Raw genomic sequence first — 26,703 nt, 5'->3', positions numbered from 1 at the left:
CATGTTAGAGATAACTGCCCCTCTTTTTATTGCATAAATATTTCACCCTCTAAAAACACAGTTATGAACAAAAGCAAAAAGATCCTTCTTAGTGAAAAAGAGATGCCCAGGCAGTGGTATAATATTGCAGCAGACCTTCCGGGAACCATTAATCCCCCATTGGGGCCTGACGGAAATCCCATCGGGCCTGAAATGCTGGCACCGGTTTTTCCCATGAACCTGATTGAGCAGGAGGTCAGTACCCAAAGGTGGATTGATATTCCAGAAAAGGTGATGGAGATGCTAAGCATCTGGCGCCCGGCACCCCTGGTCAGGGCCTTTGCCCTGGAAGAGGCCCTGGGCACTCCTGCCCGCATCTATTATAAGAATGAGAGTGTCTCCCCGGCAGGCAGTCACAAACCAAACACCGCTGTGGCCCAGGCCTATTATAATAAGGAGTTCGGAATCAATAAACTGACCACCGAAACCGGAGCGGGACAGTGGGGGAGTGCCCTTTCTTTCGCAACCTCCCTGCTGGGAATGGAATGCAAAGTATTTATGGTGCGGGTAAGTTTTGACCAGAAGCCTTTCCGTAAGATGATGATGGAGGCCTGGGGCGGTTCATGCATTGCCAGTCCAAGTAATGAAACAAAAGCCGGGAGAGATGTCCTGGCTGAACATCCCGACACCCCCGGAAGCCTGGGTATCGCTATCAGTGAAGCGGTTGAGGCTGCGGTGACCGATGAAAGCGGTCAGACCCGCTACTCCCTGGGGAGTGTACTCAACCATGTGATGCTTCATCAGACCATCATTGGTCTGGAAGCGAAAAAGCAACTCGAAAAAATAGGGGAGAAGCTCCCCGATGTAGTGATCGGATGTGCCGGAGGAGGCAGTAATTTTGCCGGTCTGGCCTTCCCCTTTATGCAGGAGAAAATCCATGGTGCAAACATGGAGATTATTCCTGTGGAGCCCGCAAGTTGCCCCACCCTCACCAAAGCTCCCTTTGCCTATGACCATGGCGACCTGGCTAAATTAACCCCGCTGCTTGCCATGAATTCACTGGGACATGGATTTATTCCTCCCCCAATCCATGCAGGCGGTCTTCGCTACCACGGCATGTCACCGCTGGTGAGCCATGCGGTTAAAGAGGGACTGGCAACACCCGAGGCCATCCATCAGCTGGAGTGTTACGAGGCAGGAATACTCTTCGCCCGCACCGAAGGAATCATTCCGGCTCCGGAAACCACTCATGCCATCGCTTCAGCCATCCGGCAGGCCAGGCAGGCAAAAGAAGAGAGGAAAGAGAAGGTAATCCTGTTTAATTTCAGCGGTCATGGATTGATGGACCTGGTAGGTTACGACAAGTTCCTGAAAGGTGAGCTTCGGGACCATGAACTCTCCAACGAAGAATTTGAACAATTTACAGCCGTATTGAAGAATCACCCTTCACCGGTGATCTGAGTATTGATCCCAAAGATCCAAAAGCTGTCCCGAATCCGAAAACTGGATGGCTTTTTTATTAAATTCACCGCATGAAAAGGATCGCAGTTTATTGCGGGTCAAGCAGCGGAAATAATCAGGTCTACAGGGAGCAGGCAGCCGCTACCGGAAGATTCCTCGCCCGGCAGGGTATGGAACTGATCTTTGGTGGAGGGAAAGTGGGTTTAATGGGGATGCTGGCCGATGCTGCCCTGGAAGCAGGCGGGAAAGTTACCGGTGTCATTCCCCGTTTCTTAAAAACCAGGGAGGTGGCCCATGATAAACTGACCGAACTGATTGCCGTGGAAAGCATGCACCAGCGTAAAGCCCTGATATATGAGATGAGTGACGGGTTCATGGCCCTTCCGGGCGGATATGGCACAATGGAAGAACTCTTTGAGATGTTAACCTGGGGGCAACTTGGATTACATCCAAAGCCCGTCGGGCTATTAAATGTGGAGGGATTTTTCGATCATTTGCTCTATTCCCTGGACCATATGGTCCAGGAGGGATTTCTGCACGAGATCAACCGCAACATGGTCCTGTGCAGCCGGAAGCCGGAAGAACTGCTGGAGCTGATGATTGCCTATGAGGCCCCGAAGGTGCCCAAATGGCTGTAAGCTGAATTAGCCTTCCAGCGTGGCTGAAAGCTTAATTTCAGCAGCTGCCACCAACCTCGAAACGGGACAGCCCTCTTTGGCCGCTGCGGCCAGTTCTTCAAACTTTTCCCGGGACAGCCCCGGGCATTTCACGTGGCTTTCCAGTTCAATACGGGTGATCAGAGGCCCTTTATCATCCCGTCCCAAATGAACCTTTGCCGTGGTCTTCACGCTCTCCGGAGTCAGATCCTCTCCGCTGATCAGAGCTGCGAGAAACATGGAGAAACAGCCTGAGTGGGCTGCCCCAATGAGTTCTTCAGGGTTGGTTCCGCTACCCTCTTCAAACCGCGATTTAAAGGTGAAGGGGCCGCTGTAATTACTGAAATTCATCGAACCCTTACCATCCTTAAGGGTTCCTTTCCATTCTGATTTTGCTGTTCGAACTGACATATTAATGATTCTTATTAACAAAAAAAGTGTCTTACAAATAACCTGCACGACACAAAATTGTTCAGATGCAGGAAGTAAATATCCTGCAAAATAAATTAACTCCTTCCGCGGCCCCTTTCAGGACGTTCTTCCTGAGAGCCTTCTCCCCCAGGATTGCTCTGCTGACGCAGCTCACGCATTTCACGCATACGCTGCTCCTGGAGATCCGTAAACTGCTTAAACTGATCCGGGGTGAGGACCGCTTCATAGGCTGCATTGCGCTCTTCCCGCATCTTCATCATCTTCTCACGCATCGCCTCACGATCACCGGGAGGTCCGCCGGCATTACTCATCTTCTGAAACTCAATCTGCCTTTTGTTATAGAAATCCATTTCCACAGCCAGCACCTTTTTATGCTGTTCATCGTTCAGCTTTAGTGCCTGCGCGGTATTCTGAACCTGCTCTTTGATATCCTCCTCGGTCATCTGGAAGCCACGGCCCGGCCCGCCAGGACCCTGTGCCGAAATATTCAGAGCAAACAGAGAGACAAGGAGTGCAAGTCCGGGAATTCGAAAATTCAGTGCTCTTTTCATTTTTTCTTATTTAATAAGGTATAACTGTATCTATGATCAATATAGTACAAAAAGGTTTAATTTCACTATTGGAATATTCCTGTAACACGGTTAAACCTTGTTGCGTCGTAAAAGTCAAAATCCAACAAAAGGAAGTCCGGCGACGGAGGAACACAGTGGATGCGCTTTCACTGGTGGGGCATCCTGGGGCTCATTGGCTGGGGCTACCTGGTGGCTGCTCTGACCTTTCTGTTTCTTGGCAGGCGGCCGGCCTGGATTGCCCTGGCTTTTATCGCTCTTATCATTCTGAATATTAATGAATTTCGAACGCCGCTCCCATTCAGCATCAAACTGGTTGTCAGCGCCTCCAACCATGCCCTGGTGATGGGAGGGGTGCTGGTCACCTCGGTAATGATCCGCCTGAAGGAACAGGAGCGCATGCAGTTTCTGGTGCCATTTTTGCTGGGTTTTTCACTCCTGCTCTTGCTGTTCGGATATCTCAGCCGCCCCCTCTGGGGCATTTCCAAGATTCTGGCCACACCCTCGTGGACCAGCATTTGCGCCGCCATCACAGCACTCTCCTTCGGGGGATTGTACCTGCTGACCGATCAAGCCGGAAAGTTCCGGTGGGCAGCCCTTATTGAGCCGGCCGGGTCCATGACCCTCACCTGCTACCTGGTTCCCTACTTTGTGTATGCCTTCAGGAATATTCTGAACATCCGGCTGCCGGAATCCATAACCACGGGAGGTGCCGGCATTCTGAAATCGATCCTCTTTGCCATCCTGATCATTCAACTGACCGGCCTGCTGGGAAGGCTGAAGATCAAACTGAAAATTTAGCTTCCGGGCGGATTGTTCTCCCCGGTGATCAGGGAAAGTCGCAGTTTTCGGTTTTGAATTCTCGATTCAAATTCCATCAGCTTTTTCTCTCCTTCCCGGAGGGGATCCTTTGCATCAAAAATATAATAGGTGCCAGTTTTATACTCTCCGTGTTCCTTTCTCAGGATCTCATTTCTGGCTGTACTCAAATAATAAATGAATTCTATGCTGGCAGGGGTAACAGGATGCATTTTGAGCTCACTGTTCCCTGTGATTTGAACAATCTTTTCAGCAGCCTGTATTTCCTTAAACTGAGGAGTTCTTTCCAACCTGTCCGGCAAAACAATGAGATTGAAAAACACCCTCAGGCAGAGTAAAATAATAATCAGCAATTCCATTCTGATTGTATGTATCTTCCACATCCAGAAATACACGGTGAGGATGACGAAGAGGAATATGCTAAAAATAAGCAGGGACCTCCCCGAACCGGAAATGCTGTGCGTTAAGAAATACCAGGTTCCGAATACCAGTGCCAGTCCGAAAAAAACAAAAACCATCAACCAGAAGGCCCAAGGGGTCCCTGTCTTTCAGTATCAGGTAGTAATGGACCAATAAAATAAGCAGGATGGGGTACAGCATAAAAAGGTATCTTGGATGGGTTCCCACCGATGCCCAGTAAACCGGAATATTCACCAGAAAGACCAGCGCCAGATATCCCGCATACTTATTCTCCCTGAGATGGCCGTAAAATGATTTCCTGAAAAGAAATATAAACAACAGGGACCAGGGAAGGAGATGGTAGACCTGGTCAAAGGGAAAGAAAAACAGGTGCTTTATGGTGCTCCATATACCATGATTAACAATGGTCCTTTTAGTTGATTCTGACACCAGGCGCCTGAAAAATTCAGGTTCCTGGCTGTTTTCCCATAAAAGGAAGTAGTATCCGCCCACCAGAATGACAAAGATCATAAGACCGGCCAGGTGCGCAGGATGGAATAATTTCTTGAAGGATTTAAAACAGGCCAGGGCGGTGCACAGGGTCAGGCCCTGAAAAATCACAGCAGGTAATCTCTTCATCAGGAATGCCACGGATGCGAGAAAATAGCTCACCATATAGAGCGGCAAATACTTCCTCCTGGCCAGAAAATAGTATATCAGGTAAAAATTCAGAAAAACTACCAGGGAAAAGCTCAGGTCTATCAGTCCTCTCATGGAATCGTAGAAAAGGATCCGTCCGCAGCTGATAAATAGCAGGGAACTCAGAACAGCCACCCTTGTGCCCAGTTCCTTTCGGGTGGTGAAATAAATGATCACACCAAAGAGCAGTAATGAAATTACCGCAGATAGTCGCAGGACTAATTCGGAATGTTGATTAAAAAGATTAAAGAATCCCAGTAATATCCAATTGTAAAGGGGAGGCTTGTTGAAATAGTATTCTCCATGGGTCGTAGGGGTGATCAGCTCACCACTTTACTGCATTTCAAAAGCGACCACCCCTCTGGTAGCTTCATCTGCAATTAATGGAGACATTCCCAGATTTATAAACAGTGCCGGAAGGAGCAGGAGCAGGATGGTCCAGACCAGATATTGCTGTTGTCCGTGGCTTTTCTCAGACATAAAGAAGGCAAAAGAAATTCATCCTGGAGTAGTCTGGCTATTTATGACAAAATATAAAGAAATCAACAATATTTCAAATGTGTTTTTCTTTAAAAGCAGGCGGGCATATACCTGGCCTGATTACCCGCCGGCAGCCCTGCGTTTGTATGTTCGGAATGAATGGAAAAAAAACGTATTTTAGAAGGAAGCAATCGAATCTTTCAAACAGCTGAATTATGAAAGCCATTACCCGCAGGCAATTTGTACGGTCTACTGCAGCTGCAGCAGCCACGGTAGCTATAGGACCTGTAGCCGGATGCACCACCCCGTCGCCCTATGACCCCAAAGGATTACCCACCGTAACTCTTGGCCAGACCGGGGCAGAGGTCCCGCTGATGGGCTTTGGGTGTGGCAGCAGGTGGATGGCCATCCCCGATGATGAAATGGCCCTGGAGATCCTGGAATCCGCATTTAACCAGGGCCTCTATTACTGGGATACGGCTTCCAGCTACGGGAATGACAAGATCAGCAGCGAGGAACGCATTGGCATGATACTGAAGGAGCGGAGAGGAAAAGTTTTTCTCTCCTCAAAAACAGGTGACCGGGACGGGGATCAGGCAAAAAGGAGCGTGGAACGTAGTCTGAACAGGCTCCGGACCGACCATATCGACCTGCTGCATGTACATGCGGTCTCCTCCGTGGAAGATGCTGAAAAACTGGGAGAAAAGGGGCAGGTGCTGGAGGTGCTGCAGCAGTTCAAAAGCCAGGAAGTCATCCGGAACATAGGATTTTCAGGTCATGCATCGGCCGAAGGGATGAAAAGAGCCATTGAGCTCTATGACTTTGATGTTATGATGATGGCTCTGAATCATCAATCCGCTGGCGGGAGTGAGGATTTTGAAGGTCTTCCGGCCCCCCTGGCCAGGCAAAAGGGAATGGGCCTTGTGGCCATGAAGGTGATCCGGCCCAGGGAAACCATACCCGGCCTGCCTGCCGGGGATCTGATCCGCTATGCTTTGACCCTGAACGAGTTCCATATGATTAATATCGGAACCGACAGCAAGGAGGTGCTGCATGCAAATCTGGAGATCCTGCGGGATTTCACTCCTCTTGGGGAAGAGAAGATGGAAGAGATCAGGTTGGCACTGTACCCTTTCTACCAGGGCAAAGGCCTGGCCTGGATGCATCCGGCCTACCAGGACGGCTGGAACCAGAATATCCGGCTGGCCTGAGAGCTTCTGCTTACCTGCCGTAGAATTTGTTGTAGTGACTTTCTGCCAGGCTGATCAATTCCGCTGCAACTTCCGGGTACTCCGAAATCACATTGGCGCTTTCCAGGGGGTCAACTTTCATATCAAAAAGTGCGGTATCGATCCGGGCCGTCCCGTACTTGCCGGGCAGGCCGTCTGCCCCTTCTGTTTCAAGGATGCGATAGGCATGGGGCAAATGTAATTTCCACCTGCCGTCCCCGCTCAGTACCCCTTCGAAGTTGCTGTTATTTGAAAATGCATAATAACGATGGGGGTTCACAGCGCCTTCCCTACCGCTGACCAGGTCCCAGACGTTCTCCCCGTCCATATCATTGGCAGGCAAAGGAACCCCGGCCAGCTCACACAGGGTAGGGAGGAGGTCCACCGAAGCAAAGGCTCTTTCTGAAACGGCTCCCGAAGGAATTCTCCCGGGATACTTGATGATGCAGGCCGAGCGCACTCCTCCGTCAAAGCTGGTGCCTTTGGCCTCCCTGAACGGGGTGGTCCCGGCATGGTTTCCGTAGGATATCCAGGGTCCGTTGTCCGAAGTGAGAATCACGATGGTATTGTTTTCCAATCCCTGCTCTTTCAGGGCCCTGTTGATCTCACCCACACTCCAGTCGATCTCCAGCATTACATCCCCGTAGGTGCCCAGGCCCGATTTGCCTTCAAATTCTTCACTGCAGTAAAGAGGAACGTGTGGCATACTGTGGGGAACATAGAGCAGAAAAGGATTGTTCCTCTGACGCCGGATAAAATCAACAGCGTGCTCCGTGTAGGTTTTGGTCAGAATCTTCTGATCGGCATGATCCACCTCTTCGATGGTCACCTGGCCATTCTCCCAGAACTGCAGGGGCCATTGTCCCCAGTATTCGGGCGACTCGGGGTGATGCTTCCACATATCATTCGAATACATCAGTCCGCATGTTTCATCAAAACCACGGGCATGCGATCTGGTCTCCGGCTGGTCCCCGCAGTGCCATTTCCCAAATGCAGCCGTGACATAGCCAGCTGCTTTGAATACTTCGCCCATGGTGGCATAGGCGGTATCCAGGCCCCATGCATCAGGGCCGTGGGCCCCAAAGACCTTAGTACGCCCCGGATAACATCCGCTCAGAAGAGCAGACCGGGAGGCTGAACACACCGCCTGGGGTACATAGAAGTTATGATAGGCGGTTCCCTCAGCTGCCAGCTGCTTTACCCGGGGAGTTTCCCTGGCAGATTCTCCAAAAGGCTCAAAATCGGACCAGCCCGAATCGTCCAGGAAAATAATGACCACGTTTAGTTTATCAGGCCCTTCCCCCTGATTGCAGGAAAGCAGTCCCAGGAGACTGAGCGATAACAGGAAAATGCATAAGTTACTTTTCATTTTGCTTTTTCTTTTTTGATTTGGAGGCTCATCACTCTTCGTGCCTGAAGTCAAAGGTGAGTTCTATATGAAGAGCACCATCCATCACTCTAAGCTTCGAGTAACAATAACTATCTGACTGTGGTCCAAGATCTTTTGCCTCTTTAAATTTTGTTCCAATGGCCGGAATTCCCAGCATAAAGGAGAGGTCTCCGGGAGGATGTGTCACCGTGGTCTTTGCCGGATCCGGAGCTTCTTCCGGTGTAAACAATCTCAGGTAAAGATCCTTTGTATGGCTGTAAATGGTAAAGTGTCGGTTCCGGGGATCCGTAATCCTGCTCCAGTAAAGGTTTGAATAGTATCCCCTGAATTCAGGATATTCGAAGCCGGAATGTCCGATAATGGTATTGTTGGGCGTTTTCTCCCAAACATTGAACTCCACACCCGTTTTCCGGTTCTTCCAGACCCGGTAGGGTCCGTTCCCCAGGTAAGTGACCGATTGCACCTCCTGTTCCGGGTAGGAAAAGGATGCTCCCGTAAAGGGTACCCGGGGGCCTTCAGGCTGATAGTGCAGCTTCATATCCACCACTCCGCCTGCATGCATAATCCATTCGAGGGTTCCAGTTGCTCCGAAATCAATCCGAACATGATGTGCTTTCTCTTTGGCAAAATGAGAAAATGACCTTAGCGGTGGCATATCACTTCTGAAGACAGGCCCCTTCGAAAGAGGAATCCGCCAGTCGCCCGAATTCACCTGCAGCAGTAATCCATCGGTTTTGGAGAGCTCCAGTCTTACTGTTCCCGATTCCAGGATCAAAGTTGCATCCGACTCAGAAACGGTAATGGAATCAGCCTTCTTTGGAGGCAATAGCTCTTCCATGGTCCGGACAGGCGTTTTAACGGGCCAGCTCCAGGCATGTATCAGTCGCCCGAATGGATCGAAGGCCTCCAGGTATAAGGCATCACAGTTTTGCCAGCCTTCAGACAGGGGCACTTTCAGTTTCCCATTCTGACCAGGTGCCAGGGGATCAGCTACCGGTATCCCAGAATCCATCACTCCGGCGAATTCATCAGATCCCTGTTCTTTTACTCCCGGATTTCCGGGCCCCTGCATTCTCATCCAGCTATAACGAAAGTGGCATTGATCCAGATTGGTAAAATGAAAACGGTTCTGAATCCGGAATACCCCGTTAAACTCTTCGGTGATATAGCGTTTTTCCACATGGACCGGCGACCAGATCTCCCGGACCGCATAAAAACTTCCTTCCTTTTCATGATAGGGGCCCAGAATACCATCCGGTGCATGGTTGCCATCCGAATCCAGCATGCCGCTATCGGTCCGTTTAAGCGATTCATCGGCAAACACCCAAAGAAACCCTCCTGCACTAAGGGGATGTTCCCACATCCGCAGCCAGAAATCCTCCAGGCCTGCTCCCAGTCCGCCATCATACAAACCATGAATCATCTCCGTGGGGAAAAAAACCTGTCTGGGAGCAAAATGGTCCATGGCCAGGTACTTATAGTCCACATAATGGGCCGTATTGGTCAAATCGTGATAGCCCCAGGGGTGGATTACCCCGCGCTGCTGGATATCCAGCTCCCTGAAATCCTTATCATAGGCTGTGTTCCATCCTCCTTCATTGGCATTGTCCCACAGCACCACACTGGGATGGTTCACATCCCTGGCGATCATTTCACCCAATAGCTTCCGTCCCACCACCGAATCGTAGGATGGACGCTGCCAGCCTGCCAGCTCATCCAGGACGAAAAGCCCCAGAGAATCGCAAACATCCAGAAAATGTTCGTCCGGCGGGTAGTGTGACATGCGCACTGCGTTCATATTCATATCCTTGATCAGGTTCACCACCTCAATACTGAAAGCTTTACTTGAAGTCCGGCCGTGATCCGGATGAAAGCTATGCCTGCAAACTCCTTTGAATTTGATGCGCTCCCCGTTCACATAAATCCCATCCTCGGCCCGAAGCTCCACCGTTCGAAAACCAAAACTTTCTGTCATCCGGTGGATCAATTTGCCATCTGTATCCAATAAGCTGAACCGGGCTTTGTAGAGATGGGGATCCTCCGGATTCCAAAGAAGCGCCGAATCCAGATTCCCGGAGATCCTGATTTTTCCGGCTCCAGGCGCTGCCGAAGAGATAAAACGTGCTGCTTCGGCTCCCTCCGGGTCTGTTATCTCCACCTGGACCCTGCCACCCTCCGGATTTCCCGCCAGGTAGATATCTGACCTGAAAAAACCATCGGCGGAGGCATCTATGGCCACCCGCTCCAAATGGCTCACCGCTTTAATTTCCAGTTTTACCGGCCGGAAGATCCCTCCAAATACCCAGTAATCGGCCTTCCGTTCGGCCTGGTTAACAGACTCATTATCTGAAAATTTCTTTACAAAAACTTCCAGCTTGTTTTCCCTGCCATAGCTCACAAGCCGGGAGATATCATAACTGAAACGGTAAAATGCACCCTGATGAACCTCCCCGGCCTGCTTACCGTTCACCAGAACACGGGCATCGGTCATCACCCCCTCAAATACCAGGTCCAGCCGCTTTCCCTTCCAGCTTCTGTCTGCTTCAAAAAAGTAACGGTAGCGCCCTTCTTCCTTCAGCCTGTCTTCAAAAGGAACATGGCCGTAGTTATACTCACCGAAGCCCTGTTGCTCCCAGCAGGAGGGAACCTCTATAGTGGTCCAGGCTTTACTGTTCATCCCGTCAGTACAGTAAAAATCCCACTCTGCGGTCCGGTCAAACCCGGTTCCGGAAAGATAAACCACCTCTGTCTCCTGAGCAGACAGGGCCGCAGACAGCAGGCTTGATATCATAAATACGAGGAAGTAAAAGCGTAAAGTCATCTGGAAAAAGTTTAGCCGTTTAAAAATCGTTTTATGTTTTTAAGTTTTAATTCAGAATACTTGCTTCATATGGACCTGGCTTAGCTCAGATTTTCTTATTTTTCATCATCAATCCTAAATACTACACTAATGACCTGCAAAACCTTTCTTTCAAACTCCGTTTTGGTTCTACTTTTGCTGCTGCTGATCAACTCCTGTGAAAATAGGCAAAAATCGGCCGTTGACAAGCAATATTCCGCAGATGTAATCATCTACGGGGGAAATTCTTCTGCTGTAATCGCTGCGGTTCAGACAGCCAAAATGGGCAGGAAGGTGATTCTGGTCTCGCCGGATAAGCATCTGGGTGGACTTAGCGCTTCGGGACTGGGATGGACTGATACGGGAAACAAGGCAGTTATCGGGGGACTTGCCAGGGATTTCTATCACCGTCTCTACCTGCACTACCAGCAGGATTCGGCCTGGAGATGGCAGGACAGAAACGAATATGGAAACAAGGGACAGGGAAATGTGGCCATTGACGGCGAAAACCGGACCATGTGGATCTTCGAACCGCACGCAGCCGAGCAGGTATTCGAACAGCTGCTTGCTGAAAATGAGATTCCTTTATACCGTGAATCCTATTTGGACAGGGAACAGGGAGTTGAAATGCAGGAGGGGGTCATTGTTTCCATCCGAACACTGGATGGCAAGCGTTTTAAAGGGAAGGTATTTATTGATGCCACCTATGAGGGAGATTTGATGGCCGCTTCAGGAGTCAGCTATACCGTGGGCCGCGAATCGATCGATCAGTATGGGGAAGACTGGAACGGAGTCCAGACAGGGGTTTTGCACCATGGGCACCATTTTAAAAGCGATATCAGTCCTTATGTAATCCCGGGAGATCCCTCCAGTGGTGTATTACCCAGGATATCCACGGATGATCCGGGCGAATATGGCTCGGGAGACCATCGTGTTCAGGCTTACTGTTTCAGGTTGTGTCTGACCGACCACCCGGAGAACAGGCTGGCCATCAGCCGGCCGCAGGACTATGACTCCACGCAATACGAATTGCTCCGAAGAGTGTTTGACTCGGGATGGCGGGAGGTATTTTCTAAATTTGATCCCATTCCCAACCATAAAACCGATGTCAATAATCATGGTCCTTTCAGCAGCGATAATATCGGCATGAATTATGATTATCCGGAGGCCTCTTACGACAGAAGAAGGGAGATTATAAATGAGCATACCAGCTATCAGAAGGGTCTGCTTTGGTTCCTTGCCAGCGACCCGGCAGTCCCTGAAGATATTCGGAAGAAGATGAGTCAGTGGGGCTACTCAAAAGATGAATTTACCGACAACGGTCACTGGCCCCATCAGATTTATGTGCGTGAGGCCCGAAGGATGGTGAGCGGTTTTGTGATGACAGAACATGAGGTGCTGGGCAGATCCCCTGTGGAACAGCCGGTGGGTATGGGTTCCTATACCATGGATTCCCATAACATTCAACGCTATATCAAACCGGACGGTTATGTGCAGAACGAGGGCGATATCGGGGTTCATCCAGGCGATCCCTATCAGATTGATAAGCGCGCGCTCCTGCCCTCCAGTGCAGAATGCTCCAACCTGCTGGTGCCGGTCTGCCTCTCCAGCTCCCATATAGCCTATGGGTCCATCCGCATGGAACCGGTTTTTATGATCCTGGGGCAGAGTGCAGCCACCCTGGCTGTACTTGCTATTGATGCGAAAAGCAACTTACATGATATACAGTATGAAGAACTTAAACAACAACTTCTAGAGGATGGACAGGTACTTCAGGAATAAAAACGCTGTCCGGTGGATCTTTGTGCCAGCCTTATTGCTGCTGTTGTGTGCTTGCCATAAGGAGGTATTTGTGGAATGTGAAAGCTTTGACCACAAAGGTGGCTGGGTGGTAGATCCTCAGTTTGTGGAGCAGATGGGATCGCCCTATCTGATGGCTCATGGCCTGGGGAAAGCGGTGGAGGATGCCTCTACAAGCATGGAACTCTCCTCAGGGGGGAAGTATCATGTATGGGCCCGCACCACAGACTGGGCTTCCGGACCCTGGGAAGCACCCGGACAATTTAATATATGGCTGAATGAAGTCAAACTGCCCCATACCATGGGCAGCTACAGGGGATGGGGATGGAATTATGCCGGCAAAGTCAAACTGAAGGCCGGGGAGCTTACAGTCAGGCTGGAGGATCTTACCGGATTTAACGGTCGTTGTGATGCCATATACATCAGTAATAAATACCGGACCCCTACCAACCAGCAGGAATATCTCGAAGATATGCGAAACCGTTTTGCCGGATATGTGGATAAACCGGAGGAGACCAGGAGTTTTGACCTGGTGGTGGTGGGAGGGGGCCTTGCCGGTTGTGCAGCATCCATTGCAGCCGCAGAACAGGGATTGAAGGTGGCCCTTATCCACGACCGGCCGGTTCTGGGAGGCAATGCCAGCAGCGAGATCAGGGTTCATACTCTGGGAATCTATGGACATTTCAGTAGAATTCTTAAAATGCTTGATACGGAACACTACCCCAATGGATCACCGGAAGCCCTGGCAGATGAGAAGAAACGGCATCAACATGTGGAATCTTATTCCAATATCAGCCTGTTTCTGAATTTCAGGGCCTATCAGGCCAATACGGAAAAACAGCTAATTAGCTCGGTGGATGCCAGGCATACTTCCACCAGTGAGGCCCTCCGCTTTGAAGCTCCTTATTTTGTGGATTGTACCGGTGATGGATGGATCGGTTACTGGGCAGGAGCCGAGTATAATTACGGCCGGGAACCAGATTCCCTGTACGGAGAAGCCTGGGAGCAGCACGGAGAATTGTGGAGCCCGGTCAGAGGGGATCACCAGGTGATGGGAGCTTCATTGCTCTGGAGAACCATGAACGCAGATACCGCCTGTGAATTTCCGGAAGTACCCTGGGCCATGGAGGTTTCGGGCTCCTATTCGGCCCGTGAAGGAACCTGGAACTGGGAGCTTATCAGTGAGCGCTGGCACCAGACAGACCATGCCGAACAAATCAGGGATCATATGCTGAAGGCCATTTTCGGTTCATTTTACAACGAAAAGCAAAAAGCCGGGAACGATTCCCTGAAGCTGGAATGGGTCTCTTATTTGCTTGGTAAAAGGGAGTCGCGGCGCCTGGTGGGTGACTATCTCTATACCTTTAACGATATGCGTGAATCCAGGAGCTTTCCGGATGCGGTGGTGCACGAAGTCCGGGAGGTGGATGTACATTATCCTCAGAGCAAGCTGGACGAAAGCAAGCCTGATTTTCTCTCGGAAGCCATGTACTACCCGGCCCGGCCTTACCAGATTCCCTACAGATCGCTTTATTCAAAGAATATCGGGAACCTGTTTATGGCAGGCCGCTGCTTCAGCTGCAGTCATATAGGTTTGGGCGGACCAAGGGTTATGAGGACAACGGGACAGATGGGTGCGGCAGTCGGTTATGCAGCCTCCCTTTGTAAGCTGCATCAGTGCACCCCCAGAGAGCTTTATGAGAACCACCTTGCCGCATATATGGAATTAATCCTCACTTCAGACCGTCAATGAATATAAGCCTTAAGGTTTATTAATGATCTGTATAAAAGCATCAGCGTGCCACTAATTTTACATTAAACAATCCAGTGATCCAGCTTCATTAAATCGAAGAAGAATATACCCTGAAGCACAAAACGAAACAAGCGGGCCAGGGCAAAAAGCAGAAAATTCCGGAAGGGGTAGTGAAAAAGAGTAAGCGCGATAACAACCAGGGAAAAAGGGGTAAAGGGAAACAGGGCGGCAATTACAATAAAAGCACCTCCCCACTTGCGTACAAAGCTAATATATCCTTGCAGGCGGCGCTCTGTAAAGGCTTTTATACGGGGTCTTCCGGCAATCCACAGTCCAATCCCGTAAGAGATCACCCCACCGGCATAGGATAGCGCCCCCAAAAGTGCCAGCCAGGGCAGCGGATGCTCAAATTTCCGGGTCCATATTACAAACAGATCCACCGGGATCATCCCTGTGAAGGATTCCGAGAGAAAGAACAGAAGAACCACAAAACGGTTCGAAAGCCGTTCTATAATCCCCTCAAAAAAGGTGTTGAAATCGATCAGGTATTTCCCGGCCAGGAAAACAATCAGTATGACCAGCAGGTAAACCGATAAGATCAGAAGAACGCTGCGCCCCACATACTTAAAGAAGCTTCTCTGTCTGAGATTGGCCAGGGATTCTTTCAGGCGGAATCCTCCTTTATCTTTAGCTGACTCAGCTTGCTGATCAATCATGGTTTGGCTGGCGATATCTGCATAATAAATTACGGAATATGACCAATAAATCAAAAGAATCTGGGTTCAGGATGCACGGTTATAAAAAAAATTGCAATTTGAATCCAATTATTAAATACGGCTATGAAACGAATGCTCTCCCACTCTTACCGAAGCACCTCTCAGGAAGCAGGCCGACGAATATCAAATGCCATGAGGGCATCGCCACGGCGCTGGTACAATACCCCGCGGTGGATCACAGGATGCGAGAAATGATGCCCGCTACCTTTATTTATCCTGAAGGAACTTAACTCTTTAAGTTTACCCTCCGTATGACTGATCAGGTACATCTGGCCCCGGTGATTGTAATAATACAACCTTTCATCGGCAGCAATCAGAGCACCCTGTCCGATATGCAAGGAGTCTCTAAGGATTCCGGTGGTGGCGTCAATGGAATATAAATACTGCCTGTGCGTACCGCTGGTATAGAGGTAATTGTCAATCAGAACCACTCCGCCAAAAAAACTATCAAATCCAGGATTGCGCCAGGCCTGGGTAAAAGCACTGCCATCTTCCGAGAGATCGAGTCTGACACCGCCATTACCGTCACCGGCAACATAAAAGATGGATCCGTCCCGATAGACCACAGAGTTTGCATGGGAATCCCCAATTCCTATTTTCTCGCGCTCCTTTTCCGTATAAACATCCTGATGGTGCGACCACAATAATTCTCCGGTTTCCGCATCCAGTCCCAGTAATTTGGCAGCCGTAAAAGTAACAAAGAGCTCCCGGCCATGATGTGACAGCAGTTTTCCGGGATTGTAACCCGAACGCTCCCCAAAGCCAGGATTGCTCCAGATCAGCTCCCCGGTCATGCGGTTCAGGGCAACCACATTATGAACCGGACCGCCTGGGGTCCAGAATACCCTGTCTCCCGAAATCACTGCTGCCTCAGAGTGGCCGTGCAAGGGATACACTCCCTGAAAGTCCCTGACAAAGTCTTTGGACCACTCCAGACTGCCATCGGCTTCATTCACACAGTAAAGATCACCCATACCTGTGCCAATATAGATCAGCTTTTCCACGATGGTGGGTGCCGAACGGGATCCGGGATAGCTGGAAACCCATTCTTTTCCCAGGGGGCTTTGCCATATTTTATTTCCATCCAGATCAAAACAGTATAAGTGGGCCATGCTATCCACTTCACCTGTGACAAAAAAACGCTCTCCTTTGAACTGCGGAGATCCAAAACCCCTTCCCAGCTTATCAATGGCCCACAATTCCCGGGGGCCTTCTTCAGGCCATTCTTTCAGCAGGTTTGTATCCGGATAGATGCCCATGCGATCAGCTCCCCTCCATTCATATACTTCAGGTTGAGATCCGGAGCAGGAGAAAAGCAGGATAAAAAAAGGAATAAAATATTTGGTCATAGCCGCATACTATTATGGTTTGAAAGGTCCTAAGTTACTATTTTGTGCAAATGTTTAGCAAAGAAACTTACACAGCACGCAGGAAGAAACTGGCAGATACCATTTCAGGCGGGATTATCCTGCTTCCCGGGAACGAAGAGTCCCCCATGAACTATACCGATAATACCTATCACTTCAGGCAGGATAGCACTTTTCTGTATTACTTTGGGATCGATCAGGCTTCCCTGGCCGGAATCATTGATGCAGATAGTGGAGAATCCATGCTTTTCGGCGACGACTACGGGATTGATATGATCATATGGACCGGCGTGGTTCCAGGCCTTGCCTCCCTGGGTGAGCGGGTTGGAGTTAGAGCTGTTTTCCCTTTATCCTCTCTGCAATCTGTTGTTTCTGAGGCAATTTCTAAAAACAGACCGGTCCATTTCCTGAATCCCTACCGGGCCGATATCCTGATCCGTCTGGCCGGACTCACACAGTTAAAAGCAGGGTCTGTTTCTGAAAAAGCCTCTCTGGAGCTTACCAAAGCCATAGTGGCTCAAAGGGAAGTGAAAACTGCTGAGGAGATAGCCGAGCTTGACAAGGCGGTAAATATCAGTGCAGATATGCATCTGGCCGGAATGCGTTATGCCCGGCCGGGAATGCGCGAATCGGAAATCGCCGCCAAGGTAGCGGAAGTGGCATATGCCGCCAATGGAAATCCATCTTTTCCTATCATAGCTACCATCAAGGGACAAACCCTCCATAACCATCACCACGGCAACACTATAAAAAGTGGAGATCTCTTTCTGCTGGATGCCGGAGCGGAGACTGAAATGCACTATGCCGGAGATCTTTCCAGCACCTTCCCGGTGGATCCCGCCTTCACCCCGCTTCAGAAAGAGATGTACCAGTTATGCCTGGATGCCCACATGAACGCTGTCGCCATGCTGATACCTGGCATTGCCTTTAAAGAAGTGCATCTGAGCGCCTGCAGGACCATCTTCGAGGGGCTCAAAGCTTTCGGGCTCACCAGAGGAGACACGGAAGAGGCTGTGGAAGCAGGGGCCCATGCCTTATTCTTCCCCTGCGGTACCGGACATATGATGGGGCTGGACGTTCATGATATGGAGAACCTGGGAGAACAGTGGGTCGGCTATGATGGCGAAGCGAAGTCCACACAGTTCGGACTGAAGTCCCTCCGGCTGGGGAAAGAGCTTCGAGCGGGTTTTGTGCTGACCATTGAGCCCGGGATCTATTTTATCCCCGAGCTGATTGAGCTCTGGAAATCGGAACAACATCTGTCCCAATTCCTGAATTACAGCGAAATAGAAAAATTCAGGAATTTCAGCGGCCTGCGCAACGAGGAGGACTTTCTGATTACCGAAAATGGATCCCGCCGTCTGGGCAAGCCACTTCCGCTGACCATAGAGGGAGTGGAGGCACTCAGGGCTTAGGCCACAAAGGTATAGGCTTTCCCGGTTTTCCCGGCCCTGCCGGTCCGGCCAATACGGTGAACATAACTGTCATGGGTCTGTGGTACCTGGTAGTTGATCACATGTGACACATCCGACACATCCAGTCCCCGTGCGGCCACGTCGGTGGCAACAAGCACCTGCACCCTCCCTTCCTTAAAAGCTTTCAGAGCACTTTGACGGGCATTCTGGCTTTTATTACCGTGGATCTGGTCTGCTCTGATTCCAGCCTTGTTCAGTTTTATGCAAAGACGGTTCACCTTGTGTTTGGTCTCCTCAAAGAGCAGCACTTTGATAAACTCTTCCTGCGAGAGCATCTCATTCAAAACCATGAACTTGTCCTGTCCCGGTTTCAGCCTGATTATCTCCTGTTCAATGGCATCGGCCGAACTGTTACCGTTGTTCACCTTCACGGTCACATGATTCGTAAGTATATGATTGATCATTGTTTGCTGCGATTTATCCAGGGTGGCCGAAAAGAGCATGGTGTGGCTGCGCTGTTTCATTCCATCCAGGATCCTGTTTACATCGCGGATAAAGCCCATATCCAGCATGCGGTCGAACTCATCCAGCACCAGGGTCTTAAATTTACCCAGATCAATGGCCCGGCGGTCTGCCAGATCAAGCAACCTGCCCGGGGTGGCAATCACCACATGGCTGTTCCTGCGAAGAGTCTGCAGGTCCCTGTTGATATTGGTACCTCCGATAAAACAGGCACTGTAAAGACCCAGTCCCCTGGACATACTTTTAAACTCATCCTCCACCTGGAGTGCCAGTTCGCGGGTGGGTACTACGATGAGTGCATAAGGATTAATTTGTTTATGCAGCAGCTTCTCGATAATGGGGATCAGGAAGGCGGCTGTTTTTCCGGTCCCTGTCTGTGCAATTCCCAGAAGGTCCCTGCCCTCCAGAAGTGTCTCCAGAGTTCTGTCCTGAATCTCGGTTGGCCGGTCATAGCCCTTCATTGCCAGGGCCTGCTTCAATTTTAAATCGACTGGCAGTTCACTGACCATGCGCTCTGATTGATAGGCTTTGTCAATGATGGAATGATCCGCTTCCTTTACCAGGAGAGAAGGATCGAGTGTGGAGGCTTTTTTGGCCGGCCGTGCATGGTTGCGGTTTGGCTGGTTGGAGCTATAAACCCTTCTCCTGCCTGAATTTGAATGCGTACTTTGTCTGTTGTTTACTGTGGTATTATTCATATATAAGTTTTTGAACAGCCTTTTTTAAGGCTGCTATATTGTTTAAAATGACGAACTTCGAAGAGTGCGCCGCCTTAGCTGAATCAGAAGAAATAGAGAGGGATCCCTGAATAACGGAAAAACTGCCTAATTGAAAAGTCGGCTAAGAAATCGGGGCAAAGGTAATCAAATTATCCACATTCCGCCATGGGAATCCTTTTTAGCCACATAAAAGGGAAAGATTTGAACTTTGTCTGGAATAATATGACCTTTGCAACAAATTTGGAATAAATGAAGTTTGAAGAGTACCCGATTGCGGATGGGATCAAGAACAGTATCTCCAAGCTGGGGTATAAGAAACCCACCGATATTCAGTTTAAGTCCATTCCACCCATTCTCAGAGGGGAGGATGTGCTGGCTATCGCCCAGACCGGGACTGGCAAGACTGCTGCCTATGCCATACCGCTTCTTCATATCCTGCAGGAACGCAAAATCAAGGGGCGTCCCGACGGAGTCAAGTGTCTGATCATGGTGCCTACCCATGAACTGGCCCTTCAATCCGAGAATGTGTTCAGGGTCCTGGGAAAACATACCAGGGTAAAAGCATTCGCCATTCACGGAGGGGTGGATCAGGACCCGCAAATTGCACAATTGAACAGGGGAGTGGATGTGCTGATCGCCACACCTGGCAGAATGTTCGACCTGGTAAGCCAGGGGGCGCTCCAGCTCCAACGGGTGGAGATCCTGGTGCTGGATGAGGCCGATCATATGCTGGACCTGGGCTTTATCAAGGATATCCGCGACCTGATGCGCCATCTGCCCGGGAAAAGGCAGACGCTTTTCTTCTCTGCAACCATTGATGAAAAGATTAAGAAGATCGCCTACTCCCTGGTAAATGATGCCATTCGCATCCAGATCTCACCCAAGGATCCGGTGGCCAAAAACATCGAGCATGCTGTAGCTTTCATTGAGATGGATGACAAACGCTTTTTCCTGGAGAATGTGATTGCCAACCATCCGGATCAGAAAATCCTTGTATTTGTAAGAACAAAAGTGAGGGCGGAACGTGTAAAAAAAGCCCTGGAAAGGGTTGATATACAGGCAGAGACCATCCATGGCGATAAGGAGCAGGAGCAACGTCAACGCATCATGCAGCTTTTTCATAAAGGAGAGATAAAAGTGCTGATCGCCACAGATGTCAGTGCCCGGGGAATTGACATTCCCGATGTGGAACTGGTGGTAAACTTTGACCTTCCTGAATCCCCTGAATATTATGTACATCGGGTAGGGCGGACTGGCAGGGGGAGAAACAAAGGACAGGCCATTTCCTTTTGCAGCAAGGAAGAAAAGGAGATGCTGGCCACCATTGAAGAGCAACTGGGGAAACCTGTCTACAGAATTGAAATTTCCAGGGGCTTCTACAAAGACACCCTGGCATCTTCCCGGGAGAATGAAGAGACCGACTGGCAGTCTTTACTGGACCAGGAAGAGGACTTTCAGAAGAACCGCAAAAAGAAAAGAAAGAACAGACGCTGATCTTTCTGTTCAAATAGCCGAATTTTTTCTTATCTTTAAAGGAAAGCATGGGCAAACTCATCTTCATCAGCCTCCTCGTCTTTCTCCTGAATATCCCCTTTGGATACTGGAGGGCCAATGTGAGACGCTTTTCCACTCAGTGGTTTCTGGCCATTCATATACCGGTGCCCGTCATTATTGCCCTGAGGCTGGTCAGCGGAATCGGGTTCGGCTGGTACACCTATCTGTTCCTGATAGCCGGATTCTTTCTGGGGCAACAGGCCGGTTCCTTTCTCATGAAACAAATCCATAACTACTGTCACCAGGAGAGTTCCTGCCTGGTTATGGACCTGATCCGTTGTTCCAGGGCTTAATCCCCGGGAGTGCTATTCATGCCTGAGCGATTCGGCCGGGTTCACGTTGGCTGTCCGCAGCACCTGGCCTCCCACGGTCAGCAGGGTGATCAGGCCAACCAGCAGGTAGTTCCGGAACATAAGGCGGTGGATATTTCGACTGATAAATATTACTTCATAAAACAAAGACGATGGAAAAGGCAAATGATTACAATTTACAAATTGTAGCCGGTGAGGTGGTACATCAAAAAAACTTTTAGCTACTTTAGAAGCACTAAACGAAACAACATGCCAGCAAAACAAACAACACAGACTCTTCGGACGGAGACTAAAGAAAGACTGCTATCCCTGGATACCCTGCGGGGCCTTGATATGGCCATGCTCGTGGGAATTGGAGGAATCATTATCGCCCTGGCCGAGCTAACCGGGTGGGGATGGATGGAAGCGCTTGCCACTCAGCAACACCACGTTCAGTGGGAAGGCTTCCGGTTCTACGATCTGATTTTTCCGCTTTTTATGTTTATCAGCGGAGTGGCCATCCCCTATGCCATTAATTCAAAAGTGGAAAAGGGGATAGCCAGATCCAAATTATTGCGGAAAATATCGGTGCGCCTGCTTGCATTGGTTTTACTGGGAATCCTTTACAATGGAGCCTTAAGCAGAGGCTTTACGAACCTCCGGTATGTGAGCGTGCTTTCACAGATTGGATTCGGATACTTCTTCGCGGCACTGATCAGTCTCTATTCCAAAAGCATTAAAGGTCCTGCCTACTGGATGGTGGGCATCCTTGCAGGTATTGCTGTTTTGCAGTTATTGGTGCCGGTGCCGGGTTACGGAGCCGGAACCTTTGAGCCCGCCACCACCCTCAACGCATGGCTGGATCAGCTTTTGATTCCGGGCCGGCTGAATGATGAGGTATTTGATCCGGAAGGGGTCCTATGTATCGTTTCAGCGGTCTCCATCACCCTGATGGGAACGCTCTCGGGCCATATACTCAGGAGCTCCAAGGCGGCACCGGCCCGGAAAGCCCTCTATATTGCCCTGGCCGGTGTGGGACTGATCGTGATCGCCCAGGCTCTGAGTCCTGTTTATCCCATTATCAAGAAAATGTGGACCGCCACCTATGTGATGAAGGCTGGCGGTGTCAGTGCCCTGTTGCTGGCACTCTTCTATTTTGTGATAGATGTGAAAGGATCAAAGAATTGGACGCTTTTCTTCAGGGTGTTCGGAATGAACTCGATCACCATATACATGGGACACCGGATTATTGATTTTTACGACATCAGCCGCTTTTTTCTGAACTGGACCTCCGTTCATATCAATGAGCAATGGGGGGCGGTGTTTATCACCACCGGTGTACTGATGATCCAATGGGCCCTGCTTCTATTTTTATACAAAAAGAAAATTTTCCTGAGAGTATAGCTGCCCGCAAGGATCTGGTCAGGCCAGGATCAGATCGATCCCGGCATCCCGGAATTCATCCACATAGACCGCATCCAGGTCCGGGTTTGTGGCAATGTGGTGGATATCCTTCAGGCGACAGATGTTGGTAAGGCCTGTTGCTCCAAATTTACTGGAATCGGATACTACAAACACATCCTCTGCTTTCCGGATGATGTGACTGGAGATCTCAGCCCTGAACATATCCCGCAGGGTAAAGCCATTCCGGGTCGTGTACCCGTCTATCCCGATAAAGGCCTTCCGGATATTCAGCTGGTCGATACACGACCTGGTCAGCTTTCCCACCAGGGTTTCGCTTTCCGGCTGGTAGATGCCACCCAGGATCACCACATTGGCCTGGCTGTTTGTTCTGAATTGCCGGGCTATGTACAAATTGGTGGTCATGATGGTGACCTTCCTGATCTTAACCAGTTCCCGGGCGAACAGCACATTGGCAGATCCCGATTCAATCAGTATGCTTTCCCCTTCATGCACCATCGTAGCAAGTTTCCTGGCAATCCGGAGTTTTTTTTCATAATTCTTAGCCAGACGGTTATCCAGATTTTCTCCATCCTTCAGTACCGCGCCCCCATGCACCCGTTTTAACAGGCCTTCGGCCTCCAGGAAGTTCAGATCCTGCCGGATGGTCACCGAAGATACCTCCAGCTGTCGCGAGAGCTCACTGACGGAAGTCTGATTGTTTAATCCCAGGATCTTCAGAATTCTGTTCTGTCTTTCATTCAGCATTTTATTCCAGGCTTAGAGCAGCGGCACCAATCACTCCGGCATCGCCGACAATATCCGAAAGTACGATCTCAATGGGATCAAAGATCATATCGCGGGCCAGTTCATAGAAAGTCTCCTTAATCTTATCCAGGTAGAACTGCCCCCAGTTGGTCAGTCCCCCGCCCAGTACAATCAGGGACGGATTGAGGACCTGGAACAGGTTGTAGAGTCCGATGCCCACGTAGTAGGCACTGTCCGAAATCACTTCCCTGGAGAGGGGGTCATCCATGTCCAGCCCCTTTTTCAGGGTCTGCCCGTTTATTTTTGAGAGTTTAAAGTTGGGAGGCATCTTCAGGTAAGTCACTTTGCCTTCTTTCAGCTTTTTTTCAAACATATAGGGAAGAGCCATTCCACAGGCCAGGGCCATGACACAGCCCCGGTTTCCGCAACTGCATACCAGCTCACTGCCGGGATCCACAATGGTATGGCCGAATTCGCCGGCCGTGCCGGTATTTCCCCTGTACAGCTTCCCGTTGATCACAATTCCTGCCCCGATACCCGTACTGATGGTCACAAAGATCATATCGTTGTATCCCTGTCCCGCTCCGAATTTATACTCCCCGAAAGCCTGTGCATTGGCATCGTTATCCAGAATCACCGGGATATCGAAATGGGCCTGCAGCTTTGCGCGCAAGGGGTAATTTTTAAATCCCTTCAGATTGGAGGTGGTGATGATCACCCCGTCGCTATAGCGGATATGTCCCGCGCAGCCCACTCCGATGGCTAGCAGATCATTCTGATTCAGATGATTACGCTTCATAATTTCCTTCACCTGACCCGCTATCAGACTTACCATTCCCTCTTCGTCCTGTTCCACATGGGCGCAGGTGTATATTTTATCCAGGATTCTTCCCTTTTCTTCAATGAGGGCGATGGAACATTTGGTTCCCCCGATGTCGACTCCGCAAAGTACTCCAGGCATGGGTTCAGAAATTTAAAGTATGTTCGGTACGTGCAATTATATCATCCTGTGTATCGGGAGATAAAGTAGTAAAAAATGCGGAATAACCGGCAATCCGGACCACCAGGTCGCGGTATTTTTCCGGATCCTTTCTGGCAGCCAGCAGGGTCTCCCTGGACACAATGTTATACTGTACGTGCCAGCCCTTCAGATCGGAAAAAAAAGTGCGTATGATGGAAATCAGTTTATGTTTATCCCTTTCCTTCTGAATGGCAGCAGGGGAGAGCTTCTGGTTCAGCAGCACCCCGCCCATGATCTTTTCCGTGGGCAGCTTGGAAACCGATTTAAAAACCGCGGTGGGCCCCAGCAGGTCGGTCCCGGAAGAAGGAGAGCTTCCTTCGGCCACCGGGGTATGGGCCAGGCGACCGTCGGGAGTGGCGGGAACAACCGCCCCGCTGGGCACATTGGCAGAGATGCTGGAGGTTCCTGCATAGTACCTGCAACCGATGGGCCCCCTGTTATAACGGGTCGTATGGTACTTATCCAGTTCCCTGATAAATTCCATATAGGCATCCCTCAAAAGCAGGTCCACATAGTCGTCATCGTTCCCATACTTGGGAGCATAGTTGAGTAAGAGCTGCCTGATTTTCTCTCCCTCCTTGCCTTCAAAATTACCTTCCAGGGCCTCAAGCAGTTCCTCCGGACCTATCTTTTTCTCCTCGTAGACCAGCTTTTTAATGGCAGCCAGGGCATTTCCAAGGTTCGCAATGCCCACCTGCAATCCGGATATAAAGTCATATTTGGAACCTCCCTCTTTAATGGTCTTTCCCCGGGAAATACAGCTATCCACAAAGGCCGAGCAGAGAATATCAGGCACATGCTCCTCCAGGGCGATATCAACAGCCGTATCAATCTCCACGGTTTTCCGTGTATAATATTGGATCTGCTGCTGCCAGGCCTTAAACAGCTCCTCGTAGGAATCAAAGTCCGTAAAGTTCCCGGTTCCCTTGTGAAAAGTTTGTCCCGACGGGCTGTCATAACCGTCATAAAGAGTGGCCAGAAAGACCCTCATCAGGTTCAGAAAACTCATGCCGGTGCAGCGGTAGCCCCATTTTCCGGGCACCGCAATCTCGATGCAACCAATGGCCGAGTAGTTGAAGGCATCTTCCTGCTCCACACCCAGATGGATCAGTTCCGGGATGACCACTTCATCGTTGTTAAAGGAGGGCATTCCAAAGCCTTTTTCAATCACCCGGATGCAGGCCATCATAAATTCCTCGCTGATCCCTTTGTGAAAGCGTACCGACAAATTGGGCTGGGTCAGTTTCATATTTCCCACCGATTCAAGAATCAGGAAACTCAGCTCATTGACAGCATCTTTCCCATCCGGGGTCTGTCCCCCGATGGTCACATTCTGATAGAGGGGTCCACCGGCCGAAAAGCGGGTATGAGACCAGGGCCTTATCTTATTAATAGAAAGCAATTTAATCCAGGTATTCTCAAGTAATTCTATAGCTCGTTCCTGAGAAATTTTTCCTGCTGCCAGATCCTTTTGATAGAAGGGGTAGAGGTACTGGTCGAGCCTTCCCAGGGAAACCGAATGTCCGTTGCTTTCAATCTGCAGGATAAGCTGCACAAAGTAAACCAGCTGAAGCGCCTGGTAAAAATCTTCCGGGGGTCTTTCCGCAATAGCATGGCAATTATCAGCAATAAGCTGTAATTCACTGGTTCGTTGAGGGTCGTCGCTCTCTTTGCTCAGATAAACGGCCAGATCGCGGTAGCGCCTGATAAAGGACTGAAAGGACTCCAGACCAATAGTCAAAGCCGTATAGAACTTGTCTTTCCGGATCCCTTCCCGGTCGGAGCGGTCCACCTGCTTATGGTACCGTTCAATCTCCCTGAAATAACCTCTTAATCCCACCTCCAGGATTTTCTGAAAATCCACGGCGATATGAGCGTCTCCGGAAGTGAGGTTCCCGGTAGCTTTAATAATAGCCGAATCCTGAAGATCGCGCAGTTCCTGGCTCATCAGGGCGCGGCCCCGGTCCCAGAGCACCTTGCCCTTCCACCAGCTGGCTATCTCCTTCAATTCTTCTTTATGTTCTGCAGTAATGAAAAAAGCATCTCCGGGACGCTTATCCAGATCGTCCATCTCCTCCGGAAGCCAGTCCACAGCATATTCGGGAAAGATAGGGGCGGCGCGGCGACAGGAAGAATGGTTTCCCACAATCAGCTCGCCCTTTTCGATAAAAACAGTCATCTTCTCCAGGGTCTTCTGCAGGGCCAGAGCCCGTTTAATAATCACCGGCTGATCTTCATTCTCCCGGTACACCTCGGTATAAAAACGGGCCCTTTCGGTGCAAACGGTGGGTTTGGTACTCATCACTTTCTCCCTCAGATAAGCAATCCGTTCCGAGATCTCTTTGGTCTGTTCAGCAGCTATCAT

At 50.0% G+C, this 26,703-nt stretch carries 23 protein-coding genes; 10 read left to right on the top strand and 13 right to left on the bottom strand.

Annotated elements, in window-relative coordinates:
- Positions 1 to 63 precede the first annotated feature (63 nt).
- Both P1P86_13335 and P1P86_13330 read left to right on the top strand, forming a co-directional pair.
- Complete coding sequence (locus tag P1P86_13335) at positions 64 to 1,440, top strand: TrpB-like pyridoxal phosphate-dependent enzyme (protein ID MDF1576165.1); 1,377 nt, start codon at positions 64 to 66, stop codon at positions 1,438 to 1,440.
- A gap of 71 nt (positions 1,441 to 1,511) precedes the next feature.
- Positions 1,512 to 2,078: a TIGR00730 family Rossman fold protein gene (locus tag P1P86_13330; GenBank protein ID MDF1576164.1), complete on the top strand. Its 567-nt coding sequence runs from the start codon at positions 1,512 to 1,514 to the stop codon at positions 2,076 to 2,078.
- A gap of 6 nt (positions 2,079 to 2,084) precedes the next feature.
- Here the strand turns inward: P1P86_13330 and P1P86_13325 are convergent, their stop codons facing one another.
- Positions 2,085 to 2,507, bottom strand: a complete 423-nt coding sequence (locus P1P86_13325; GenBank protein ID MDF1576163.1) for an OsmC family peroxiredoxin — start codon at positions 2,505 to 2,507, stop codon at positions 2,085 to 2,087.
- A 95-nt stretch (positions 2,508 to 2,602) separates the two neighbouring features.
- On the bottom strand, positions 2,603 to 3,079 hold the full coding sequence (locus P1P86_13320; protein ID MDF1576162.1) for a hypothetical protein: 477 nt from the start codon (positions 3,077 to 3,079) through the stop codon (positions 2,603 to 2,605).
- A 159-nt stretch (positions 3,080 to 3,238) separates the two neighbouring features.
- Between P1P86_13320 and P1P86_13315 the strand changes: the two genes are divergently transcribed.
- Positions 3,239 to 3,898 (top strand): hypothetical protein, encoded by a 660-nt coding sequence (locus P1P86_13315; protein MDF1576161.1) that lies wholly within the window; start codon positions 3,239 to 3,241, stop codon positions 3,896 to 3,898.
- Here the strand turns inward: P1P86_13315 and P1P86_13310 are convergent.
- The 3 genes from P1P86_13310 to P1P86_13300 all read right to left on the bottom strand — a co-directional run bounded on the left by P1P86_13310 (position 3,895) and on the right by P1P86_13300 (position 5,494).
- A complete protein-coding gene (locus P1P86_13310) occupies positions 3,895 to 4,275 on the bottom strand; it encodes a hypothetical protein (GenBank protein MDF1576160.1) in 381 nt (126 codons plus the stop codon). The genes P1P86_13315 and P1P86_13310 overlap by 4 nt on opposite strands.
- Positions 4,276 to 4,336: 61 nt before the next feature.
- Complete coding sequence (locus P1P86_13305) at positions 4,337 to 5,335, bottom strand: glycosyltransferase family 39 protein (protein ID MDF1576159.1); 999 nt, start codon at positions 5,333 to 5,335, stop codon at positions 4,337 to 4,339.
- A 12-nt stretch (positions 5,336 to 5,347) separates the two neighbouring features.
- Positions 5,348 to 5,494, bottom strand: coding sequence for a hypothetical protein (locus P1P86_13300; protein MDF1576158.1), 147 nt, complete (start codon positions 5,492 to 5,494; stop codon positions 5,348 to 5,350).
- A 215-nt stretch (positions 5,495 to 5,709) separates the two neighbouring features.
- Between P1P86_13300 and P1P86_13295 the strand changes: the two genes are divergently transcribed.
- A complete protein-coding gene (locus P1P86_13295; GenBank protein MDF1576157.1) occupies positions 5,710 to 6,705 on the top strand; it encodes an aldo/keto reductase in 996 nt (331 codons plus the stop codon).
- A gap of 10 nt (positions 6,706 to 6,715) precedes the next feature.
- On the opposite strand, the gene P1P86_13290 is transcribed toward P1P86_13295, so the two are convergent.
- Together P1P86_13290 and P1P86_13285 are read right to left on the bottom strand one after the other, a co-directional pair.
- Positions 6,716 to 8,092 carry a sulfatase gene (locus P1P86_13290; GenBank protein MDF1576156.1) on the bottom strand — a complete coding sequence of 459 codons (1,377 nt, stop codon included), beginning with the start codon at positions 8,090 to 8,092 and terminating at the stop codon, positions 6,716 to 6,718.
- A 31-nt stretch (positions 8,093 to 8,123) separates the two neighbouring features.
- Positions 8,124 to 10,934 (bottom strand): glycoside hydrolase family 2 TIM barrel-domain containing protein, encoded by a 2,811-nt coding sequence (locus P1P86_13285; protein ID MDF1576155.1) that lies wholly within the window; start codon positions 10,932 to 10,934, stop codon positions 8,124 to 8,126.
- A gap of 129 nt (positions 10,935 to 11,063) precedes the next feature.
- Between P1P86_13285 and P1P86_13280 the strand changes: the two genes are divergently transcribed.
- Positions 11,064 to 12,734 carry an FAD-dependent oxidoreductase gene (locus P1P86_13280; GenBank protein MDF1576154.1) on the top strand — a complete coding sequence of 557 codons (1,671 nt, stop codon included), beginning with the start codon at positions 11,064 to 11,066 and terminating at the stop codon, positions 12,732 to 12,734.
- Positions 12,712 to 14,505: an FAD-dependent oxidoreductase gene (locus tag P1P86_13275; GenBank protein MDF1576153.1), complete on the top strand. Its 1,794-nt coding sequence runs from the start codon at positions 12,712 to 12,714 to the stop codon at positions 14,503 to 14,505. Before P1P86_13280 ends, P1P86_13275 begins: the two co-directional genes overlap by 23 nt.
- 62 nt (positions 14,506 to 14,567) lie before the next feature.
- On the opposite strand, the gene P1P86_13270 is transcribed toward P1P86_13275, so the two are convergent.
- Both P1P86_13270 and P1P86_13265 read right to left on the bottom strand, forming a co-directional pair.
- The gene (locus P1P86_13270; GenBank protein MDF1576152.1) at positions 14,568 to 15,221 is read right to left on the bottom strand and encodes a hypothetical protein; all 654 of its coding nucleotides are present in this window, start codon (positions 15,219 to 15,221) and stop codon (positions 14,568 to 14,570) included.
- A gap of 161 nt (positions 15,222 to 15,382) precedes the next feature.
- Entirely contained in the window at positions 15,383 to 16,630 is a 1,248-nt protein-coding gene (locus P1P86_13265) for a PQQ-like beta-propeller repeat protein (GenBank protein MDF1576151.1), read from the bottom strand.
- 50 nt (positions 16,631 to 16,680) lie between these two features.
- Here P1P86_13265 and P1P86_13260 point away from each other — a divergent pair, with 50 nt between their 5' ends.
- Positions 16,681 to 18,063 carry a Xaa-Pro aminopeptidase gene (locus tag P1P86_13260; protein MDF1576150.1) on the top strand — a complete coding sequence of 461 codons (1,383 nt, stop codon included), beginning with the start codon at positions 16,681 to 16,683 and terminating at the stop codon, positions 18,061 to 18,063.
- On the opposite strand, the gene P1P86_13255 is transcribed toward P1P86_13260, so the two are convergent.
- Entirely contained in the window at positions 18,060 to 19,283 is a 1,224-nt protein-coding gene (locus tag P1P86_13255) for a DEAD/DEAH box helicase (GenBank protein ID MDF1576149.1), read from the bottom strand. The two genes, P1P86_13260 and P1P86_13255, sit on opposite strands and share 4 nt — an antisense overlap.
- Positions 19,284 to 19,553: 270 nt before the next feature.
- Here P1P86_13255 and P1P86_13250 point away from each other — a divergent pair, with 270 nt between their 5' ends.
- The 3 genes from P1P86_13250 (at position 19,554) to P1P86_13240 (ending at position 22,552) form a co-directional block, all read left to right on the top strand.
- The gene (locus P1P86_13250) at positions 19,554 to 20,798 is read left to right on the top strand and encodes a DEAD/DEAH box helicase (protein MDF1576148.1); all 1,245 of its coding nucleotides are present in this window, start codon (positions 19,554 to 19,556) and stop codon (positions 20,796 to 20,798) included.
- Positions 20,799 to 20,845: 47 nt separating this feature from the next.
- Positions 20,846 to 21,151, top strand: a complete 306-nt coding sequence (locus P1P86_13245; GenBank protein MDF1576147.1) for a hypothetical protein — start codon at positions 20,846 to 20,848, stop codon at positions 21,149 to 21,151.
- 267 nt (positions 21,152 to 21,418) lie between these two features.
- Positions 21,419 to 22,552: a DUF5009 domain-containing protein gene (locus tag P1P86_13240; protein MDF1576146.1), complete on the top strand. Its 1,134-nt coding sequence runs from the start codon at positions 21,419 to 21,421 to the stop codon at positions 22,550 to 22,552.
- 18 nt (positions 22,553 to 22,570) lie between these two features.
- On the opposite strand, the gene P1P86_13235 is transcribed toward P1P86_13240, so the two are convergent.
- From P1P86_13235 to P1P86_13225, 3 genes are read right to left on the bottom strand one after another with little or no spacing between them, the layout of a single operon-like run.
- Positions 22,571 to 23,317 (bottom strand): DeoR/GlpR family DNA-binding transcription regulator, encoded by a 747-nt coding sequence (locus P1P86_13235; GenBank protein ID MDF1576145.1) that lies wholly within the window; start codon positions 23,315 to 23,317, stop codon positions 22,571 to 22,573.
- A gap of 1 nt (position 23,318) precedes the next feature.
- Entirely contained in the window at positions 23,319 to 24,278 is a 960-nt protein-coding gene (locus tag P1P86_13230) for an ROK family protein (GenBank protein ID MDF1576144.1), read from the bottom strand.
- Between the two features lie 4 nt (positions 24,279 to 24,282).
- Positions 24,283 to 26,703, bottom strand: coding sequence for a glycyl radical protein (locus P1P86_13225; protein ID MDF1576143.1), 2,421 nt, complete (start codon positions 26,701 to 26,703; stop codon positions 24,283 to 24,285).

This window comes from Bacteroidales bacterium (genome assembly GCA_029210725.1).
Lineage (GTDB): Bacteria > Bacteroidota > Bacteroidia > Bacteroidales.
The sequence above is the reverse complement of the archived record's forward strand: the minus strand, read 5'-3'. Positions and strand labels throughout refer to the sequence as shown.